The sequence below is a fragment of the Pseudomonas sp. P7759 genome, assembly GCF_013386445.1.
Lineage (GTDB): Bacteria > Pseudomonadota > Gammaproteobacteria > Pseudomonadales > Pseudomonadaceae > Aquipseudomonas > Aquipseudomonas azotoformans_A.
This window is the reverse complement of the sequence record NZ_JACART010000006.1, coordinates 194,247-215,756: the sequence shown is the minus strand read 5'-3', so window position 1 is coordinate 215,756 and position 21,510 is coordinate 194,247. Positions and strand designations below refer to the sequence as shown.

The following is a 21,510-nucleotide window of genomic DNA, read 5'->3' as shown; positions in this document are numbered from 1 at the left end:
GAACAGCAGAAAATGAAAAGCAGGGTTCTAAAAACACGTCGCGAAGTAGTCAGTGCAATTATTTGCACCTACGAGGGCGGACGCGAATGCGCGGCAGCTCGTATAGGCCTGTCACTTAAGAAGTTTGATAACCACGCCTACGAGAACAACAACTGCCGCCCGCTGACGGATTCACAGATCTACCAGCTGGAACAAGTCACTGGTACCCATCACTTGGCCAACTATGTTGCTGGGATGTACGGCGGCATGTTCGTACCGGTGGCCCTTCCAGACAGCCTGGATAACGTGGAGATGTACGCTCGGGCCATGCAGAGCTCAGCCAAACAGGGAACAGTCGACCAGATCATTGCTCAAGCGCTCGATGATGGGGTGATCAACGATAGCGAAGCCGAACTGATCCGGAACGCCCACACCTTGCACATGGCCGCACGCACGGCCGAAGTGTATGCGGCAATCGACCTCTATCGCGCCAAATCGGGGAATGCCAAATGACTGTTCAGACCAATACCTTGGACTATCAAGAGTGCATGCAAAACGCCGCGCTGGCTTTCCTTGAGCGCCATCAAGCCGAACACCTGGGCGATCTGTCGGCGTTTCTTGACCGCGCCATCAATCACCTGGTGGCCACCTTTGACGTATCCGAATCAGTTGCAATTAAGCTGACCTCCCTTGCCCATTTAGAGCTGCAGGAAGTCGCTTACCGTCAACGCCTCGATCTGGACTACAGCAACACCACCGTCGTGGTGATCAAGGATCCCATCAAAGGGGTCTACTGGTCCGTACCCGTCAGCCTCATCTATGAACGCATCTTGACCGCTCCTGACAACGTACGTCTGCGCTTCACGAACTCGTAACACAACCCCAACCAAAAGCCGGCCCCACGTTTCGTGGGTTTGGGTGAGCTGCGCCTGAAATCGAGGTTTAACGATGGTAAACGCCGTAACTGTCACCACTCAACTGCCCCCGGCCGAGGCCGAAGCGTTGCTGGCCGCACTGCGTGAACAGTATCGCTTGAGCCTCAATGAACATTGGTACGACGACCAATTCCGCCTGGTTGCGGACGGTCTGCGCCACGGCGCAATTCTCGCCCACGTCCCGGCAATGGCTGCGCAAAAACGCCTTATGGCAGCCCTATCCCAAAGCCTTAAAGCAGTGAAGCAATCATGAAAGAAGATCTTCGGCACGACGTCCTGCAGCGGCTTGAGTCCGACTACGGGCTTAAACACCGTAGCGGCACCGATTACATGCGCGGCGGTGAATGTCCCAAGTGCCATAAGCGCGAGCTGTATTCGCGCCACGACAAGCCGTGGCTGGTGATCTGCGGCCGTTCGGAGAAGTGTGGCCACACCCTGCATGTTAAAGAGATTTACGACGATCTATTTGAAGACTGGAGCAAACGCGCGCCAGCGACAGACAACGCTCCCACGGCAACGGCACGCGCTTACCTGGAGTTCGGCCGCGGCTTCAACATCGAGCTGATCGCCGGCTGGTTTACCCAGGAAACTTACTTTTCAGCCCAGCAAAACGCCGGCAGCGCCACGGTGCGATTCGCGCTCGAAAAAGGCGGGTACTGGGAACGGCTGATCGACAAGCCCGCACGGTTCGGCAAGATGAAAGCTCGCTTCGCACCTGGTGAAAGCTACCGGGGCACGTGGTGGTGCCCGCCGTGCGTGGACGTGCTGGAAGCGAAGGAAATCTGGATCGTTGAAGGCATTTTCGATGCCATCGCCCTGGTCCATCACAATATTGCCGCCGTATCGGCTATGTCTTCGAATGCCTTCCCGGCCGATTCGCTGCAGGCGATCGTGGCAGCCCGTCCAGGCAACTTGCCGAAGCTGGTGTGGGCACTGGACAACGAGCCAGGTGCACACGCCTACACGAAGCGTTGGGTGCGTATGGCGCGTGAACTGGGGTTCACCTGCGAAGCAGCACAAATTCCCCAGCGGGATAACCGAAAGGTCGACTGGAACGATCTGCACCAGCGTTGGCAGTTCCTGGACGAGGGCGCTAAGCGCGACACCCAGTTTGACAAGGACATCACCACTGCCCGCCACCACGGCGCGCTGCTGATTGCCGACAACGCCACGGAGAAGGCCCTGGTAATGTTCGATTGGAAGCGCCGTAGCGAATTCCACCTGGAGTTCGGCAACCGCCTCTACTGGTTCAAGCTCGATTTGGAGAAGTACAACAAAGCAATCCAGGAACTTGAAGACAGCGAACACCACGACGAGCAGCAATTAAACAATAAGCAGATGCGTGCCAAGGCCATGCAGCAGTGCGGCGCCCTGCAGCGTATCGCTACATGCAATCCCAAAGCGCTGTACTACCAGGAAAACAAGCTCACCGACGAGTCCTGGTATTACTTCCGCATCACCTTTGCACACGACGCCGCGCCTATTAAGAACACCTTCACCAGCTCTCAGATTGCATCGTCTGCAGAGTTCAAGAAGCGCTTACTTGGCATTGCGCCAGGCGGGATGTTCACGGGCACCACGCAACAATTGGATGCGTTCATTGAAGAGCAAACCGACGCTCTGAAAACCGTTCAGACCATTGATTTCACTGGGTATACCCGTGAACACGGGGCCTACGTCTACGGCGATGTGGCCGTTCGCGACGGGAAGGTGTTCAAGCTCAACGAGGAAGACTTTTTCGATATGGACCGGCTCAGCATCAAAACCTTGAGCCAGTCCGTGATCCTCAACCTGAACACCGACCTGCAGAAGTTTGAGACTGAATGGCTTGAGATCATATGGGAGTGCTTCGGCGCCAAGGGCCTGGTAGCGCTGGCTTTCTGGTTCGGCTCCCTGTTTGCCGAGCAAATCCGGCAACACCAGAAAAGCTACCCGTTTATGGAGATCATCGGCGAGCCAGGTGCCGGCAAATCCACCTTGATTGAGTTCCTGTGGAAGCTGTGCGGCCGTAGCGATTACGAGGGCTTCGACCCAACCAAGGGCACACCGGTAGCCCGGGCTCGTAACTTCGCCCAGGTCGCCAATCTGCCGGTGGTGCTGATTGAATCCGAGCGGGAAAAGACCGACGGCAGCCAGACCAGACAGTACGACTGGGACGAACTGAAAACCGCTTACAACGGGCGTAGCGTCCGCTCCACTGGTGTGAAAAACAACGGCAATGACACCCGGGAACCGCCTTTCCGTGCGGCCGTGGTCATTGGCCAGAACCACGCTGTCAACGCGTCAGAACCCATCCTGCAGCGGCTTGTGCACATCGCAATGACAAAGGAAGGCCAGACACCTCAGACCAAACTGTTGGTGGAAAAGCTGGAACGCATGCCGGTCGATCGCGTCAGTGGCTTTCTGGTGAAGTCCACCATGATGGAAAGCGCGGTGATGGAAACCGTCCGCGAGAAGGGCCCCCAGTACGAACAGCAGCTGCTCGCCCTTCCCGAAATCCGCACGGTTCGGATTGCGAAAAATCACGCTCAACTGCACGCCCTGGTCGACGCCCTAGTGCACGTAGTCCCGCTGAAAAAACACCAGGTGAACGCGGCCCATGCCGAGATCCAGAACATGGCCAAGGATCGCCAGCTGGCCATCAACGCCGACCATTCAGTCGTTGTGGAGTTTTGGGAGCTGTTCGACTACCTCAATGGCCCGGACGGAGACCTCAACCACTCCCGCGCCGACGGATTTATTGCAGTCAACCTGAACGAGTTCGCTGAAATGGCCGCGAACAAGCGTCAGAAAGTCCCGGATCTGACCGAACTCAAACGACATCTCAAAACCAGCAAGTGCCCCAAGTTCATTGAGACCAATCGCACCGTTTGCTCGGCACGGGCTAAGGACGCGTTCGACAAGGCAAAGACCGTGCGCTGCTGGATGTTTCGTAGCGACTGACCACCACCAGGAGCAACACCGATGCACATACAAATTATCACCGGCGAAGGTCGGGACGGCGCTACGAAACAACTCAAACACATGATGGAGCTGCAGCAGTGGATTGGCGAGGCCAGCCAGCTGGTACACGCCGAGGCATATAGCGCTGCCGGCCTGGTCGAGATTCTGGAAGTCCGTGGTGCCACGGAGAACGAACTTCTGGTTCTGCACTGCACAAGGCAGCAGATCCAGGCGGTATTGGAATGGCAGTCAGCCACGGACGAGGTGATCGAGTTGGAGAACCTGGTGATTCACCTGGTTAGACAAGTGCAACCAACCACAGCCGGCGAAGGCCGGTAATTAGGACGGTACCGAGGAGTTACAGCTCCCCGGCACCAACCACCACTGAGGGCAACACCATGCAAGCACAACCCAACAGTAGCAGCGACGACAAGGCTACCACAGTGCCAGGCGAAGGCACGCAGGAGGCGCGACACCTTATGGCCATCCGTATCGTCGGTACCGCCCTTTTCGATTATCAGGTCCACAAGACGCCCGCCGCCCGGATCCGTCTGGAGGCATTCACCACCATGGCCCACCTACAAGGTGATCTCACAGTAAACGAGGCGGCATTTGTGTCCCAACTGCTGACCACACTAGCGTCCGACGGAGCATCCGTATGAGTTCCAGGACAAGGCCGACGATGGCTAGCACGCGACTAGATCTCCCAAGCATCTGCGATATCTGCGGCTTCGCTCGGTCGACACGCCGGCACCAGGGGTGCAGCAGGCTACGTCAGCAACGGAAAACCGAGGAATGGGCTTCTTTGATGGCGGAGAAGCTAACCGCAAAGCTGGCTAAAACACGTCGCTACTCCCGCTGACCTGATTAGCCGGCCTGCCCTGGGGCAGGCCGGCGCCATATTCCGAAAGCATTTACCATTTAAGGTCGTTCCTTATGACAACCCACAACATCGTCAGTGTAAGCGGCGGCAAAGACAGTACCGCAACGCTGCTGGTGGCCACCGATGCCAATGCCTGCAGTTCCGCATATGGTCTATGTGATAGCGATGTCAGCAGCATCGAGACAGAAACTCTTGATCGAGCTTCTGTTACATCTATTCAAACAGCGCCCGCTAAACTGGTAAGCAGCAACGATCGGCAGGCTCAAGCTTTGAGGGCTGCACTGTGAAAGAAGCTACGACCGGCGTTTTGACGTTTCAAGACTTACAGCACATAACTGGTTATCAGCGTCGATCAGATGTAGAGAGGACGCTTGTTGACCAGGGCGTGAGGTTATTTCGTGGACGGACAGGCCCCTGGACTACCATCGATTTGGTCAACCATGCCGGTGGCGTCACCCCGACCAGCTCTGACAGGTACGACTCCGACATCCTATGAAAAAAGCACGGAAGCGGAAGCATAATCCGCACATTCCCGACCATATCGATCAGGCCGCTCTCCCAGCGGCCGTTTACTTTGACCATCGAAAAGGACAGGTCTGGTACACGCTGCACTATGACGAAACGGGCAAACAGCGCCGGCGCAACATTGCGCCGGCAGATGTTTCCTTGGCGGATCTGCATCAGATCATGGACGAGGCGTCCAACGTCGACCGTGGCACGCTTCGCTACGTTTGCGCGCAGTTCCACGAAAGCGATCGCTATAAGAAGCTCAGCCCCAAAACCCATGATGACTACTGTTATTCACGTGATGTCTTGCTGACGTTGCCCACCAGATTGGGCAAGCCACTGGGTGATTTGGCTGTGCGGAAGTTTAGTTCTGCCCTGGTGCAACGAATCGTCGATCGGCTAGCAGACGAAGGCACCCCGTCCAAAGCTGCGCACGCCCTCCGCTACCTGCGCCGCGTGTTGCAGTGGGGGCGCAACCGCGGTTATCTGGAAGTGAACCCCGCCCTAGGCATTGAAGCCCCGGTCGAGCGCAAGCAGCGCCGCCTGCCAGATCACCAGGTCATGGACACCCTGATCGATCGGGCGATTGCACGGGGGTTGCTGGTACGTGGCGAGAAAGGGGGCTGCCCCGAATACCTTGGTTACGTCATGGAGCTGGCCTATCTTTGCAGGCTGCGCGGAATCGAAGTCGTAACCCTGACCGACGCAAACGAGCTGGACACCGGAATTCTAACCAACCGTCGAAAGGGAAGTCGGGACAACATTGTTCGCTGGACACCGCGCCTGCGCAAAGCTTGGGATCATGCAAAGGCCTATCGGGCAAAGGTTTGGGCCAAGCGCAAAACCGCGATACCGATTGCGCCGTCACGCCGCAACATCATCGTGGCCAGCCATGGTGGCCCACTTCGCAAATCAAGCCTGGATACGGCGTGGCAACGCTTCATCACCCTGGCTCTGGCAGACGACATCATCACACCGGACCAGCGGTTCGCGCTTCACGACCTGAAAAGACGCGGCATCACTGACACGGTGGGCACCCGCGCCGATAAACAGGAAGCCAGCGGCCACCGTGACGCGAAGATGATGGACGTCTACGACCACAGCATACCGACCGTCTCCCCTTCTGCAGACTGAGCAAATTGGACGTAACAAGCGACACAGGGCCCGCCATGTACGCGGGCCTTGGCGTGTCTGGACGTAATAAGGAATCACGTAACCAATTGATTTATATGCTTGAAGCACCTTCCTTGTAATCAGTAGGTCCCGGGTTCGACTCCTGGTGCCGGCACCACATTAGGCTCCATTGCATTCCACCGAATGCTCTGGAAGCCCCGAAAACCCGCCATTTGGCGGGTTTTTTCGTTCCAGGACCCTCTGTCGGGATCCAACAAAATCCCCCTTCCCTGAGGGTATGTTAGGGGTACTGCGATTTTCCGATCAGGAGCGCGTACCCCTATGCCACGTCTAGCGATCCCCCTCAGCGACCTGCAATGCCGCACGGCCAAACCCCGCGAACGCGCCTACAAGCTTTTCGACGGCGGCGGCATGTACCTCTTCGTGAAACCCAACGGCGTCAAGACCTGGCGCTTGCGATACTTCAAGCCCAGCGGCAAGGAAGGCACGCTGATCATCGGCAACTACCCTATCGTCCCGCTGGCCGTCGCCCGACGTAAACGCGACGAAGCCAAAGCGCTGCTGCTCGATAACCTCGACCCCATGGAAGAGAAGAAGAAGGCCAAAGTCGCCGCCCAACGAGCGGCACTGCTTTTTGAAACCGTGGCGTTAGAGTGGCATGGGGAAATGTCCCGCCGCTGGACCGAGGGCCACGCCAAAACAGTGATGAGCCGACTGCGCACCCACGTCTTCCCGTTGATTGGTCAAAGGCCCATCGCTGAACTGGATACCCATGACCTCCTAGAGATCACCCAACGGATCAAGGAACGGGGAACGATGGATGTGGCGCTCAGGGTGCAGAACTACATGTCCACCATCATGCGTGGGGCCAAAAGGGCCCGGCAAATCACCCAGAACCCAGCCCTCGACCTGGCCGGTTCGATCTACGCACCGCGCACGGTGCATCGCCCTGCCCTCTCACTCAACCGCTTACCTGAACTGCTTGAGCGCATCGACAACTACCAAGGCCGAGAACTGACCCGGCTCGCGGTGCTACTCACCCTGCATGTGTTCGTCCGCTCCAGTGAGTTACGTTTTGCTCGGTGGAGCGAATTCGACCTGCAGCGAGCCATGTGGGAGATACCTGATACGCGCAAAGCGATCGATGGGGTACCCAACTCCACTCGCGGCACCAAGATGAACGGAGATATCCAGATCGTCCCGCTGTCGCCACAGGTCATTGAGATTCTGGAACGGCTGCGGAGCATGAACCGCTTCTCCGAACTGGTACTGCCCGGCGACCACAAGTATTGGAAGCCGATCTCCGAAAACACGGTGAATCAGGTTCTGCGCAACATGGGCTATGACACGACCAAGGAAGTCTGCGGGCACGGCTTCAGGACCATGGCCTGTAGCGCCCTGCTGGAGTCTGGGTTATGGACCGACGCAGCCATCGAAAGACAAATGAGCCACAAGGAACGCAACCGCGTGCGCGCCGCGTATATCCACAAAGCTGAATTTTTGGAGCAGCGACGGCTGATCATGGCGTGGTGGAGCAACTACATCGACGCCAACCGCCATGGGCATGTAACACCCCACGAATTCGCTCACCCGGTCGGCGACAACATCACCGCCCTACAAAATAGCCGTGGCGCATCCAAACGTGGGTAAGCCTGTGAGATCAACGTTGTCCGCCCTTCCACGCGGGTCCATCCAAGCGGGGCTGCAAAGCCGCCCTGCTTGGATGGACCTCATTTAAAAATCTAAAGCCCACGCAACTGTCTGTGGAAAACTACTGATTTCCACCGATGGATAATTTCATCCACAGCCGCAGAACTCCCGAAAATTAGAGCCTTGACCCAAATTATCCACAGGCGTAGAAAAGATCGGACAAAGCGCTGTCGTTGACAGCAACCCAGGTAGCCAGAACCTTTAAGGCTACGCCACACCGTGGTGGTTCACCCAAAGTGCGATTAGCGTCCGGCGGCTCGCACGGTCACAGCGATGTGATGGATGCCTACTTTTACCAGTGTGCCCACTGCGGCAACTCATCCCCTTACATAGCTGCCCTGCAGCAACCTATCCCCTTGGCCATTCCTTGCGCCAACCTGCGCCCGTCTCTTTCTCCCGGAAAGAGACGGGCGCTCCTATCGCTGCTGCAGCCCAACTCGTACAAGGCTTTGCGGCATTCCCCATCGTGACAATCGACGTGACAAACACCGAAGTCACCAGCAACAGCGATGCAGATGATGTTGCCGCAGCCCACGGAATGGACTGCACCTGACTGACAGTCAGGCACGCCCCGGTCATCGCATCACTGCCTTCACCTGACTCAGGATCTCGCGGCGCCGGCCTCGTCAGCCAACGCAGCCTCCACCCGCCCACTTCTTTGGAAGTGTTCAGGAGGTCAGATCATGAGATGCCCAAGCTCCCGGTCGTAAGGAGCCGCCAGTCCCGCGTTAGTGGACACCCTCACAGGTCGCAGGGGCCTTGATCCCTGATAACACTCAACGTTCGTGGCGGGATGACGTGGGGAAAGTTTCAAAGGTTTGGCTTCGAGAGGAGTTCTATCATGGCACTGGTAGGTAAACGTGACGGGAGCAATTTCGGCTATGGCCGGCAACTGAGTTATGCCGGACCGCAGGCATTGAAAGACCTGTTTGGCGGAGGTCATTACGGCACGGTCAAAGCGCACAGTGACCGATGGCAGGCATTTGTACGTTGGTGCCGCTCGGAGGATGGGCCGAGGTTTAACGATGCGCGGCAGATTGATCGGCAGACGTTGCGGAACTATGCCGGACATCTGCGCCACCAGGTTGAACAAGGCGCTATTGGCATCGCCACCGCGCAAAACCGATTGCCCAGCGTGAACCGGACCATGGCTGCGCTTCGCGGTGATCAGTATGTGAAAGTCGTGAGTCCGAGCAAGGCGTTGGGAATGCGGCGTACCAGTGTTCGTTGCTCGGCGCCGCAAGGCCAAGACCGCGAACACGTGAAGCGGATCGTCGAGGTGCTCTGCGAACACCAAATGCCGCGCGCGGCGGCCATCGCTCAGTTGGCGCGCGCCACCGGCATGCGCCTACGCGAGGCCATTTTGGCCGACCTTTCGCACCTAAAGCGTGAGGCCGAACAACTCCGCAAGATCAACATCCAGGACGGCACCAAAGGTGGTCGTTCAGGCTCGTCAGCACCTCGCTGGATTACGGTAGATGATCATATTCGTGACGCGCTGAGGTTTGCCGAACAGGTCTCACCCGACGGTAGTCGCAACCTGCTTGCGCCGAACGAAAGCTACCTCGATTTTCAACGGCAGATCGTCCGCCCTGCACGGGACATCCTCCATACGCACAACCTCCAAGGCTTCCACGAATTGCGTGCGGCCTATGCGTGCGAACGCTATGAGCAAATCACTCGACATCTTGCGCCCATCTACGGCGGCAACTGCTACCAGCTCGACCGACTCCTTGATCAGGAGGCCCGAGTGCAAGTCAGCTATGAGCTGGCACGGCCGTATCGACGTAGTGTCGGCTTACATTGGGGGTCGAGCATGAGCATGGCATTCGATATGGAGCTGTTCCTGTCAGGCGTCCTGACCGGGTCGCATACAACACGCCAACGCCACTTGCGTCAGGCGAAGGCTATCCAAACAGCAATCGCTGAGCGCTGGCAACGCGACAATCCATGGACTTGGCAGAGAAAACACCTTGCGTGGTTTTTGAATCACCACCTAAACCAGCACACTGAATCGACGCGCTATTACTATTTGCTGACCATGCAATTACTCACTCATCGCTTAGGAAAACCCTGGCAGTTCCACCGCTAGACGAAGGTCAGAAAACGGCCATAAGCAGATGCTCGCAATCGCCTGCTTACGACCGAAAGCCGTCATCGAGTGCCTAGGAAATCCGGGGCCACTCCCTAGGTTGGCGTAGGCAATAGTCGAATAATGCGCGTGGACTTAAGCCAGAGGCGTGATGGACAAAATGATGGCAAAAGAATAGCGTTCCATCAGCGCACGCATTTCAATCGAATAAGCAGCGTGCCGACCTGATGAAGCACTCGACGTCAAAGGAAGGGTTATGGGCAGGGATTACATAAGGAAAGAACAAAAAAAAGCAGAGATCGAGAAGCTGCTCAGAGAAGAAATGCGTTCGACAGGTATTCCGGAAACAGTGCTAGAAGACGCGCTTCGCAAGTTGATGGACTCTGCCATACGGATATCGCCACCAGAAGAAGAGTCACGGTTCATGGAGATGATTGTCATGAACTCGTCGGCCAGAGGAGGTGGAAGGAGCACCAAACCGGGCAATATCAGGCTGGATTTAGGCCTGTTGCTTGAGACCATAGCTGGGGGGACGCTGACTCTCGAGTCAATAAATACTTGGTGGACGTTTCCGTTGGCTCTGTTGATGGTGTTGCGTAGCCTTAGTCGAAATCTGAGCGTCCAGTTGACCGAGTCTGATGCCGTAACCATCATGGCCATGTGGCAAGCCGGCATCAATAATGGCTTAATCGCCAAACTCGCAGATATTAAGGCCCATGCAGACCTGCACGCGAAAAAGTACGGTCGGAACGTCCTCTCCCCTGCTGATATCCTGCATTCCATTACCAATCTCGTGGCTATTGGTAGCGTCACGCCGATCAAAGGCGTAGCCGACAAATGGAAGGTTCATGAGGAGATAAGATTTATCTACCGATGACCACGTAGGACAAAAAGGGGGAGGCATTTATTTTTTTAAATAGACTTGTCCAGAGTTCGAAAGCATTTTTTCAAATGCCATCTATAGGTATAGGTGAAATTGAATCGTCCCTAGTTTCATAGACGTATCTGACGGACTACTTGTGGCCGATTTATGCCTGGCACGACCGGCCGGTCATTCCAAATATATTTTTTCTCGTGGTGAAATATGGCAAGGATAGAATCAAGAACCTCCAACTCTCGATATCTAGAATCAATTGGGTTAACTTTGCTTGAGGAGGCTAAATCTACAGAGCCAGGCTACATATTCAAAAAACTGGTCCCCGCAATGGCGTTTTTCTGCTTTGCCTTTGAATCAAAATTAAATGGTTATGGCGATGCAGTATTCATCGGCCAAGAGCTAAAAAAATATATCAACTCTACGATCATTGGGAAATTTCAATGGCTCTGCAACCGCATAGGAGTGGAAGGATCTGACACCTTTCAGGAATTATGCAAAACTATTGAATTGATGGTCATCTTTCGCAACTCCTTAGTTCACTCAAAAATCGTCACCATCGAAGAAGAACGCGAGTTGAGTGAGCTTGAAAAGCTAAACCCTAGATTTATTCGACCAAAAACCTCTGATTCTGACTTCATGATGATCAGATCAGTTGAGAACGCTGAGAAGTTCCAGGAGGTCACTACTACGTTAGAGCTAATCTGGTCCAATTACTGCATAAAAAACTCTATTCATATCGGAGATAATCGGGGCTCTTTAATCTCAAGGGCACGCATACTCTCCGACGACCAATAGAGTGCCAAATAAGAAGCCAAGGGTGATAGCTGACCACTTCAAACTACACAGAGTCACCGATCAGGCTGCATTGCCCAGCCTTTACTAGGCAGACGGTGAGAAAGCGTCGGGCTCGATCTTGATGCTTTTTAATCTTCACTCAGGGTCTGCTATCGACCCAAACCGGTCGGTCAGGCCGCCTACGAAAACAGGGGCGATTCAGCCTTGGCCATCGTGCCTCATTGCATAAAAATAATGGTTGGTGTCATCGCATTAGATTGAGATATACACCATACGATGAAAAGGGTAGTTTTAAGCCAATAACGGCTTTCATCTGTTCGCGTGCACCTCTAATCAGTTGAAATCAATAAGGAGATAGATTTGCTTAGCAGTATAAAAATTGAGCGCTTCAAAAATATCACAGATATTGAAATACCTCTTGAAGGAATCAATCTACTAATCGGATCGAATAATGCTGGCAAGAGCAGCATACAACAAGCAATCCAATTCTCTGTCTCTATCGCTCAAACGACTGCTCAACAAGGCGCGCGATGGGCTCAAGATAGATGTCCATCATCGCTCTCGAGTGAATCTTTGATTTATTCTCCATTGAGGGATATCGAAGCGCTAGCACCATACGGAAGGCTTCAGACATCGTTAGAACATGCGATCAAAATCACCTTTAACGAGCTTACAAGTTCGACCGTAACAATCCGTAAGGGAAAGAATAGAAATATCACAACATCCCTAGAGGGCAGAGAGTTAGGAGAACATCTCCAGAACATCGAAAATCCATATTCAATGATTGTTCCTGGCCTCGCAGGCATACCTTCATTTGAAGAGTACCGGCCGCCATCAGTGGTGCGAAAAGCTGCCGCAAAAGGTGACTCCAACAGCGTCTTCAGAAATATTTTGCTATTACTATCGAAGGAGCAGGAATCATGGGGCTCCTTTAAAAATAAGTTTAAAACGGTATTTCCTGACTATGAAATAAGTGTCAGATTTGATCCGAATGTGGATGAACATATCAATGCCAGGGTGACGAGTAATGAAATCTCGTTACCGATTGACTCGTGCGGAACAGGGATTCTGCAAGCCATTCAAATATTGGCCTATTACTATCTATATAAGCCAAAGTTGCTGATACTGGACGAGCCAGACTCACATCTGCACCCTAACAACCAACGAATTCTAGCGATTTTGCTGAAAGAACTTCATCTGGAAACCGGCTGCCAGCTTATTATCTCGACACACTCCCGACACTTTTTTGATGCGTTAAAAGATGATGCCCGCGTCCACTGGATAAATAATTGTTCTTTGATAGAGAATTCGGAAGACCTTGAACGAAGCATTCTGTTAGAAATCGGCGCACTCGATAAGGGCGACCAGTTAAGGAATGGCGAGATACCTTGCATATTATTAACTGAAGATGCGGACGCAGAATACATAAACCTCATAGCTGAATCCTCGGGATTCTTGCCAGAGGAGTATCAGGTTTGGTCATACAACGGTTGTTCCAACATACAAGTCGCCCAGGCATTGAATTCTTTTATAGTTGAACATGCCCCTGGCACTTCTGTAGTAGTCCATCGCGACCGGGATTACATGACGGAGCAAGAGGTTGCGGGATACAAGGCCAGCCTAGAAGCCGTAGGCATCAAGGTCTTTGTTTCCGCTGGGAATGATGCCGAAAGTCATTTTGTGAACGAAGAACATATTAATGCGCTCTACCCACAGCTAACACACCAACAGGTTGCCGAGTTAATTGAAGAATGCCTCGTAGAACGGCGAGACTCAATACTTGAGAAATATATAAACACAATATACAACAGACGGTTGCAGGACTCATACCGAGGAGCAGACAAGCCCAACGCTGGTGCGATCGCGCGGGAATGCACTCAAAGTTTTGACGGCAACAGGCGCGGCTTCATGCACGGTAAAATCGTAGAACGGGCGATCAGAGGCAAGCTTCAAGCGCAGATTGGCCAAAATATCGACCTCTGCAGGGTGACAAGAGGTATAGCAGATCCGACTTTGACTGAATTCGCAGAAGCGATCTGGAATGCCTAAACGCCGTCTAAGGGCCGCCGTGTGGGGCGTCGGATCCGTGAGGGAACTTCTACAATAGTTTGAACAGCGAGCTTACAATGCCAATAGAAGTAACAAGCGCATCTTTGTTAAAGTTATTAACACCACTTATTACAATAATTGGCAAGGAGTGCGCTTCTTTCATAAAGGACTCTAAACTAAAGTGGGAGACCACTACTATTGCTGAGAAGCTCTCAAAGAAGGTTTTGGATATCAATACCATCAAAACAATGTGGTCGAGGGATACAGGCGTTTTAATAGATGACTTTTACTTTCCTTCAAAAGTTATAGAAAAATATTCCAAGCAAGAAATAGATGTACTACAAAGCCTCTCAAATTCCAATATTACAATTGAGGGGATAGTCGGGCAGGGTAAGTCTATTCTTATGCGCCACACTTGTAATCGCCTCTTGAGTAACGGGGTCATCCCGATATTCATCGAAATGAGAATGCTCTCAGCAGAGCGAGGCTTACAAGATCTGATTCTTGATTATTTAGATACCTGCGGGATTGGCGGTGGCGTCTCCATTTTGTCATATTTGGCAGCAAATGGAAAAATAGCATTAGTACTTGATGGCTTTGATGAGGTTCCAACTGAGTTGGTCAAATCAGCAGTATTTGCTATTGAGCAACTACGAACAAAAAATAATGAGCTTAGAATCATAATATCCTCACGCCCCTATCACGCCGCTCAGAATCTGCAAGGATTCAATGTTTACGCACTAGCTGAGCTTGTAAGTTGCGACTATGAAATTTTTCTAAGGAAAATCATTCCGGAATCCGTAGACAGATTTAGCATCACCGATGCCATTTCTCAAGCTCCTGAAAGCATCAAAGGTATTATTACAACGCCACTGATGCTTACACTTTTAGTGTTGGTATACAAAAATGAGCGTGAGATACCTAGCACGCTGCCGATCTTTTTCGATAAGTTGTTTAATACGGTATTTACAGGGCACGACAGACTGAAGGCAGGATTTAGGAGAGAACACTTTACAGGGCTTTCTGAGAGTAAGATTCAAACGCTATTTGATGCGTTTTGCATGACCATAATGCAATTAGGTGGAGATCGAACAATAAGCTTTGATGACTTTAAAAAAGCGTTCAATCTTGCCTTGAAATATGCCCCAGAATCAAAATGCGAAATGGAGAATTTTCGAAAGGACATAATAAACACCTCATGTCTGATGCTTGAAGACGGCTTCGATGAAACCACATTTTTGCATAAAAGCATTATGGAGTATCACGCTGCATCCTTTATTAAGAATGCACCCGACTCTACAGCACATAAATTTTATCATATTGCCCCGAGCAACATGTTGAACTGGGGAACCGTACTGCTTTTTCTGAGCAGTATAGATAGTTATAGATATGGCAAGCTGTATGTGCTGGCAGAATATCCGCAAGAGCTTACAAAAATCACTGAACTACTGTCCACTCGCAGCGATGCTGCACTTATAAAATACCTAAATGGTATGTTTCCAAACTTGCAGATTGTCATGTCGAATTTTCGCGTATCATCCGTTAACTCTGGAATAACTAGGCACCACCCTTTTACTTTAGAAATTCAGCAGCTACTGTCTGAAATAATTTTTCTCGCGATTGAAAAGTCAGATAACAGAACAATTCAAAGAGCAGTACGGCAATCCCCTCAAACTGCAAATCCAGGGACAATTACGATAGGTGTACGATCTATCGTAGAAAACATCGACATCTCTTCGATTTGGTTAGGACTATCAAAAGTCGAGCAGTCTATGATTGAGGAAGTTAAAAAATATCGACTATTAGTCGATGTTGAGCAATCTAAGTGCCAAATATTTGATTTGTTTTAAAAAGGCCGGAATCGTTGGCTGCTAGCCTTCGCTCTGTTTAGTGGTTTATGGGGCATGGTTGATTGGCGTTCAGGACGCACTACGCAAAACGTCCGCTATTGGCCGTCTGCTGCCTGTCGCCACGGCAGCTATTGGCGGATTCCTGCCTATTCTCTACGAAAGAGATGATCGACAACGTTCACATTCAGGGGGTTTACCATTCCTATGCGGCTCTGAATTACTTACAGACTGACAATGGGCTCACATCTAAAAAATCCCGGATTCGATTCCACCGAGCGCCATAAATAGCTGATTTATTTATAGTTACTTGTTGAGGTACGCCGAATTTTCCAGCGAACTCCAAATGCTCGAAAAACCTAGCCTTCCCGAAACATACCGTTCGTCTGGTGCCGCACCATATCTCGAAGCCCCGCAATGCGGGGCTTTGTGGTTTCTGGAGTACGGGAAACCAAAGCACAACCGCCCCATCAAGCCCCAGCGACAAAAAAGGCACCTGCCGTCCCCGACAAGTGCCTTCGTCACATCTCCTACCAGCCAATCACCGCGCCAACATAAACGTCTCATACTCCAGATCTTCCAGCGCCGACGACAGCCGCGCCAGCCCCAGCAACACGCACACCAGCAGCGACAGCGTAAACCCATACCCAAAGAAGCTAGGCCCCAGGTGCATGCTGAGCAGGGTCAGGGCGGCGTTGAGGATCGCGAACAGTACGCACAACTCCAGCACCACGCGGCGTTTGTCGAGGTAGAAGAACACGTTGAGCAACGCCATGAACACCACTTGGATGCTCACGCCGATCAGGTCGATGTAGAACAATGGCAGGTAGTAGCTGGAGATGCCGATCCACTCCAGCAGGCGTGGGGCGAAGAGGAACAGCAGCACCACCGTGAGGCCTTGGACCTTGCAGATTTCCAGCAGACCTTGGCGGATGGAGAGGGTCATTTCGGTTTTCAGCGAGCCGATGTGCTGCAAGGTCTCGCCGTCGCGGATGGCGCGGAACAGGCGGTCGTACCATTCAGCAAAGTCGGTTTCGATACGCACCAGGAACACGGCCATGCCGGGGATGATCGCAAGGTAAGCGATGAAGATCGGCATGTCGTACAGGATCGAGGCGCGCAGCGGGCCGATGACCGCGTTGGAGGTGCCGGGGTTGAACCAGAACAGGATTTTGTCGACCCAGATGCCGAAGTTGTAGAAGAACCCGGTCACCAACAGGCTGAGGAATACGTTGCGACGATTGAGGAAATCGAAGGCAATCATTTTCTCGGCGCGGTATTCGCGCAGGATGTCGTACAGGTACAGGAACAGCAGGCTGCCGTGCCCGATCAACAACGCCAGCAACAGGCCGGGCATTTTCAGGAAGCTCAGCAGGTAGGCGCTCGCCACCATCAGCGAGTAACCCACCACCATCACCAGCAGGATGCGGTTGTACTTCTTCATCCCCGAAAGAAAGATGATCACCAGCCACAGGTTGCACAGCACCACGAAGTTGGACAGCACCAGCACGCGGTAGATCAGCGGCTGATCGAACAACACCGCCAGCACGATAATCCCCAGCACCCCGGCGCCGACCGTGACCATTAACAGGATGCCCAGCAGGTTGGGCAGGATCTGTTCGTAGTTGCGCTCAAACAACTGGTCGGACACGAAGCGGGTGAAGAACAACTGCAGGCCGCCCGTGAGGATCAACGAGCTGGCCATCAGGTACGTCACCGTGACCAGGAACTGCCCCACCAGCGAGTTGGGCAACAGCAGGCCCAGGCTGATGATCCCCACCAGCATCACGCTGATGATCGACAGCACCCACGGGCCGGAGCTGATCAGGCCCGCGTACACATAAGCATGCAAGGTGGCGGTGTATGAGTCGCGCGAGAGGATCTTGCGCAGTTCGAAGCCAATGCCGGCCATTTAACTGTTCTCCATGGCTGCCTGGTACAGGTCGCGGTAGCGCTGCAGCATCAAGGCTTCGGTGTAGTAACGGTTGACCCGCAGCAAGCCGGCGGCCTGTGCGGCCTTCCAGCGCTCGGGGCTGCGCAGCAGTTCGAGGATGGCCGCGGACGTGGCCTGAGGATCGGCAATCGCCACCACCTTGCCCGCCACGCCCAGGTCGCGGTCTTCGGCGCTGCCGCCTTCGATCAGCTCGCGGCATGAGCCGACGTCGCTGCTGATCACCGGCGTACCGGCGGCCCAAGCCTCAAGGATCACCAAGGGTTGCGCCTCGCTGATCGAGGTCAGCACCATCAGGCCCAGCTTGGGCAGGATGTCCTGGATGCGCTGGAAGCCCAGGAAGTGCACTTTGCCTTCAAGCCCAAGGCTCGCCATCAAGCTGCGGCACTCACTGACGTATTCCGGGTCTTCCTCTTCGGGGCCGACAATCCAGCCTTCAGCGTTCGGCATGGCGCTGATCACGCCACGCATGGCACGCAGGAAGGTTTTCACGTCTTTGATCGGCACCACGCGGCCGATCAAACCCACGACAGGCGCGATGCCGGGCTCACGGGTTTCCATGGCGCGGGACCACTGCGACAGGTCGATGCCATTGGCGATCAACTCCGTACGGCTCGGGTCGGCACCGTCCTTGATTTGACGCTGACGGTTGCCGTCATACAAGGCAATGATCTTGTCGGCGCTGTTGTACGCCAGTTGGCCGATCCGTTCGAAGTAACGCACCCACAGCGTGCGGATGTACCCCGAACCGCCGTCGAGGCTGCGGTTGAGCGCCTGCCCGGAGCTTTCGGCAATCCACGTGGCCTGCGCCAGGTCGATCTTGCGCTCCTTGGTGTAGATACCGTGTTCGCTCAGCAGGTAAGTGCACTTCCAGCGGTGCTTGAGGATGCAACCCAGCAGCCCGGCGTAACCGGTGGAAATCGAATGCAGCACCCGCGCCGGCGGCATCTTGCGCGAGGCTTCGGCGAGCATCAGCAAGGGCGACTGCAATGAACGCAGGGTCCAGAAATAGTTGACGAACGAGGGGTCGGCGCAATGCTGGCGGTAGCCTTCGCTGAGGGTGTCCCAACTGGCACGGCTGCGCAGCACGTCATCAAGGGTCATGTGGCCCTCGGCGATGCAATTGAGCATGCGCTCACCCAATTCCCGCTCGGGCTGGTCCGGATGATGCAAAAAGCGATACAGGTCGGCCAGCTGCTGCGGGTCGGCATCGCGTGGCGTACCACGGGTGTCGGCAGGGTGCGTCGCGTCTTCGAGGAACATCTCTTCGATGTGCAACACGTTCGCCGGCACTTCATAACGCCGCGAGGTGTACGCCGAACGCTGACCACCGATGAACATCACCGAAAAAGTCAGTTCTGGCAGGCCGAGGATCATCTGGTGAATCCAGCTCGATACACCGCCGCGCACGTACGGCCAGGTGCCTTCCAGCAGCAGGCAGATGTCGGCCGTCGGGGTCGCGTCTTTATGATTCATTCCAGCTCCTCACCAACTCAGCGAAAGGTGGCCGCTGACGGGTTTTTTCCGGCAGGCTGGCGAGCAACCCGGGGATTTCGTGATAGCGACCCGCTTCGAACGCCAGCTCGGCATGGAACGGCAGTAACTGAGCCGCGCCCAAGCCGTTTCTCTCGGCCTCATGCAAGAGCGCTTCGGCTCGCTCATTTTCACCGCGCTCCAGGGCAATACGGCCGGCCAGCAATAACAGCTCACCACCCTCACCGGCCGCCAGGCCTTGCTCGGCATGCTCACTGGCTTGGTTCAGTACGTGCTCAAGCACACTGCCTTGGGCCAGGCCGAGGTAGGCCAACTCCCAATACCAGCGCGCCAGCATGCTGTGCACCGGGCCGGCTGTGCGAGGGCTGACGCCCGCCAGCTGCTCAAGGGCCATCTGGATGTGCAGGTTGATGTCGCTTTCCTGCTTGTCGAGCATCGAGTACGCCAGCAGACGGACGTCATCACTGGGGTCACCCAAGGCCAGCTTGAGGATGGGCACTGCGTCCTTGCCAGGCATGCGGCGTGTCGCCAACAGGGCGGCCAGTCGCTGATCGGGGTTGGGCGCGTGACGCAATACGTCCTGCAACCCCCCATCGGCGAAGATCGGCGTGCGCGTCTGGGCCTGTGCACGGAACGGCAGGCCTGGAATACCGACCGATTGCCACGCTTGCTGGTCGCGCTTACGCGGCAGGTACAGCGCCGGGAAGATCGACGCCACCACGCCCAGGGTGCCGATCACCGGCACAAAGAACGCCAGGCTGAAAATGAACAGCGGGCTCCACGGCAACGGCGCGCGGTAGCGTGCCGGCAACAGCAACCAAACGGCGCCGCAGAGCATCAGGCAGGCCAATCCGTGGCTGAAGGTGAATACCAGCAATTGGTGGACCTGCGGCGCATCGAGCCACAAACTGGCCCAACTGCCCGCCTCCAACAACACGGCGCCGCTAAACAGCCACTTGCTGATCATTCAGGCCACACTCGTTGTAAAGGAAGTTACGCAGCCCGTTGCGATCACAGCCAGGCTCCAGATTGAAAGGCATGACCCGTACACCCAGGCTGTCCAGATCCGTGTCGATGCCAAAGTGTTCGTGCAGCAACAGGCCGATACGCGCGAGGTAGCCTTGGGTGCCTTCCGGGCTGGTCAACGGCAACAGCACCAGCAACAGCGCGTGATCGCGGTTGTTGCGCACCGGCAGGTGCAGGTCAAGGCCACGTTGGCTGCGCGCCATCAGGCGGGTCAGCTCGTCGTTGGCGCGTGTCATCTCGAACGCAAACAACCCGGCAGGCAACGTGTGCTGTTCCACATCCACCAGCGATCGCTTGAGCTGCAACGAAAATTGCTGGGCGTCCGCATCGGGCAGGCGCAGCACTTGCGAATCGCGGCGCAACAAGTCGGCGATGTGGCCCGCCAGCAGCGACAAGAGGCTCAAGGTGCGATCCTGGAACGCAAAGAACGGCATCTGCCGAACCGCCAGGATCGCCAGCAGGCGGCCTTCGGCATCGATCAACGGGATGCACGCCTGCAGCGAAGAAAACTGCGCGGCGTTGCCGGCATCGATCAGTTCCTGACGCACGCTGACAAGCTCGCCGCGCTCCAGGCACAGCTGGATCAAACCGTCATCGGTTTCCAGCGGCCCCATCACACCGATCATCGCCAAGGCTTGGGGCAGTACGTTTTTCTCGCTGTCGTCGACGCGGTACAGGCCCGCCACACGCAGTGCGCCGTATTGGCCGAGCATCGCCACGATCGGGTCGGCCAGCTCGCTCAATGCATCGCCTTCGACCGACATGCCACGCAGTTTTTCACGCAGGCCCAGCAACGAGCTGCGCAGGCTCTGGTCACTGCCGGCCACGCGCTGCTCCAGCAGGTCATGGGACACCCGTAGAATCTGGTGGGCGCGGGTGAATTCGTCGAGGCGGTACTGACGGTATTCGTTAGCCATCTGCAGACGTTCCAGGCGGCGCATCCACAGGTCGCGGACCTCACCCACCAGCATCCCGCACACCAGCACACCGACGATGAACGACGGCTCCAGCTGGGTATAACCTTGATGCCCGGTGTAACGCAGGGCAAACAGCGCCGCCACCAGCAGCACAGCGCTGAACAGGCCGCGCACAAAACCGTAACGCACACCCAACAGCAGCGGCGCCAGGATTGGCCAGGGGAAACCACCGTGCATCTGCAACGGGTCTTCGGGAGTCAGCCAGAAGCCGAGGCCAATGGCCAAGCCCGTCACCAATAGCGTTTCCAGCCAAGACACCGGCCCGCTGGCGCGAGGCGCCAGGCTGTAATCCATGTGTGGAGAATTCATTG

The 21,510-nt window shown here is 54.8% G+C and carries 19 protein-coding genes and 1 pseudogene; 16 read left to right on the top strand and 4 right to left on the bottom strand.

Annotation, left to right across the window (positions count from 1 at the left end):
* Nucleotides 1–12 precede the first annotated feature (12 nt).
* From HX823_RS06905 to HX823_RS06835, 16 genes and pseudogenes are all read left to right on the top strand, one after another.
* On the top strand, nt 13–492 hold the full coding sequence (locus tag HX823_RS06905) for a YmfL family putative regulatory protein (protein WP_305729212.1): 480 nt from the start codon (nt 13–15) through the stop codon (nt 490–492).
* Entirely contained in the window at nt 489–854 is a 366-nt protein-coding gene (locus HX823_RS06900; protein WP_177074473.1) for a hypothetical protein, read from the top strand. Before HX823_RS06905 ends, HX823_RS06900 begins: the two co-directional genes overlap by 4 nt.
* Before the next feature lie 73 nt (nt 855–927).
* Nucleotides 928–1,167, top strand: a complete 240-nt coding sequence (locus HX823_RS06895) for a hypothetical protein (RefSeq protein WP_177074472.1) — start codon at nt 928–930, stop codon at nt 1,165–1,167.
* Nucleotides 1,164–3,857 (top strand): toprim domain-containing protein, encoded by a 2,694-nt coding sequence (locus HX823_RS06890; protein WP_177074471.1) that lies wholly within the window; start codon nt 1,164–1,166, stop codon nt 3,855–3,857. Before HX823_RS06895 ends, HX823_RS06890 begins: the two co-directional genes overlap by 4 nt.
* Before the next feature lie 21 nt (nt 3,858–3,878).
* The gene (locus tag HX823_RS06885; RefSeq protein ID WP_177074470.1) at nt 3,879–4,196 is read left to right on the top strand and encodes a hypothetical protein; all 318 of its coding nucleotides are present in this window, start codon (nt 3,879–3,881) and stop codon (nt 4,194–4,196) included.
* 140 nt (nt 4,197–4,336) lie between these two features.
* Complete coding sequence (locus HX823_RS06880) at nt 4,337–4,519, top strand: hypothetical protein (protein WP_256350016.1); 183 nt, start codon at nt 4,337–4,339, stop codon at nt 4,517–4,519.
* Between the two features lie 274 nt (nt 4,520–4,793).
* Complete coding sequence (locus HX823_RS06875; protein WP_177074379.1) at nt 4,794–5,027, top strand: hypothetical protein; 234 nt, start codon at nt 4,794–4,796, stop codon at nt 5,025–5,027.
* Nucleotides 5,024–5,236 carry a DUF4224 domain-containing protein gene (locus tag HX823_RS31915; protein WP_371317941.1) on the top strand — a complete coding sequence of 71 codons (213 nt, stop codon included), beginning with the start codon at nt 5,024–5,026 and terminating at the stop codon, nt 5,234–5,236. The genes HX823_RS06875 and HX823_RS31915 overlap by 4 nt, the downstream gene beginning before the upstream one ends.
* Nucleotides 5,233–6,381: a tyrosine recombinase XerC gene (gene xerC, locus HX823_RS06870; RefSeq protein WP_177074468.1), complete on the top strand. Its 1,149-nt coding sequence runs from the start codon at nt 5,233–5,235 to the stop codon at nt 6,379–6,381. The genes HX823_RS31915 and xerC overlap by 4 nt, the downstream gene beginning before the upstream one ends.
* 321 nt (nt 6,382–6,702) lie before the next feature.
* Nucleotides 6,703–8,031, top strand: coding sequence for an integrase arm-type DNA-binding domain-containing protein (locus HX823_RS06865; protein WP_177074467.1), 1,329 nt, complete (start codon nt 6,703–6,705; stop codon nt 8,029–8,031).
* Nucleotides 8,032–8,932: 901 nt separating this feature from the next.
* Nucleotides 8,933–9,911 (top strand): annotated as a pseudogene (locus HX823_RS06860) (integrase domain-containing protein).
* Entirely contained in the window at nt 9,908–10,183 is a 276-nt protein-coding gene (locus HX823_RS06855) for a hypothetical protein (protein ID WP_256350013.1), read from the top strand. The pseudogene HX823_RS06860 and the gene HX823_RS06855 overlap by 4 nt, the downstream one beginning before the upstream one ends.
* Before the next feature lie 256 nt (nt 10,184–10,439).
* Nucleotides 10,440–11,060, top strand: a complete 621-nt coding sequence (locus tag HX823_RS06850; RefSeq protein ID WP_177074466.1) for a hypothetical protein — start codon at nt 10,440–10,442, stop codon at nt 11,058–11,060.
* A 207-nt stretch (nt 11,061–11,267) separates the two neighbouring features.
* Nucleotides 11,268–11,855 carry a hypothetical protein gene (locus HX823_RS06845; RefSeq protein WP_177074465.1) on the top strand — a complete coding sequence of 196 codons (588 nt, stop codon included), beginning with the start codon at nt 11,268–11,270 and terminating at the stop codon, nt 11,853–11,855.
* A 360-nt stretch (nt 11,856–12,215) separates the two neighbouring features.
* Nucleotides 12,216–13,904 (top strand): ATP-dependent endonuclease, encoded by a 1,689-nt coding sequence (locus HX823_RS06840; protein ID WP_177074464.1) that lies wholly within the window; start codon nt 12,216–12,218, stop codon nt 13,902–13,904.
* A 77-nt stretch (nt 13,905–13,981) separates the two neighbouring features.
* Nucleotides 13,982–15,754, top strand: coding sequence for an NACHT domain-containing NTPase (locus HX823_RS06835; RefSeq protein ID WP_177074463.1), 1,773 nt, complete (start codon nt 13,982–13,984; stop codon nt 15,752–15,754).
* 538 nt (nt 15,755–16,292) lie between these two features.
* Here the strand turns inward: HX823_RS06835 and pelG are convergent.
* Genes pelG through HX823_RS06815 form a run of 4 tightly spaced genes read right to left on the bottom strand, consistent with a single transcriptional unit; the run spans nt 16,293 to nt 21,508 of the window.
* Entirely contained in the window at nt 16,293–17,663 is a 1,371-nt protein-coding gene (gene pelG, locus HX823_RS06830) for an exopolysaccharide Pel transporter PelG (RefSeq protein WP_038842095.1), read from the bottom strand.
* Nucleotides 17,664–19,178, bottom strand: a complete 1,515-nt coding sequence (gene pelF, locus HX823_RS06825; RefSeq protein WP_038842098.1) for a GT4 family glycosyltransferase PelF — start codon at nt 19,176–19,178, stop codon at nt 17,664–17,666.
* Nucleotides 19,168–20,163 carry a HEAT repeat domain-containing protein gene (locus HX823_RS06820; protein WP_038842100.1) on the bottom strand — a complete coding sequence of 332 codons (996 nt, stop codon included), beginning with the start codon at nt 20,161–20,163 and terminating at the stop codon, nt 19,168–19,170. Before HX823_RS06820 ends, pelF begins: the two co-directional genes overlap by 11 nt.
* Complete coding sequence (locus HX823_RS06815; protein WP_038842103.1) at nt 20,141–21,508, bottom strand: PelD GGDEF domain-containing protein; 1,368 nt, start codon at nt 21,506–21,508, stop codon at nt 20,141–20,143. Before HX823_RS06815 ends, HX823_RS06820 begins: the two co-directional genes overlap by 23 nt.
* Nucleotides 21,509–21,510 lie beyond the last annotated feature (2 nt).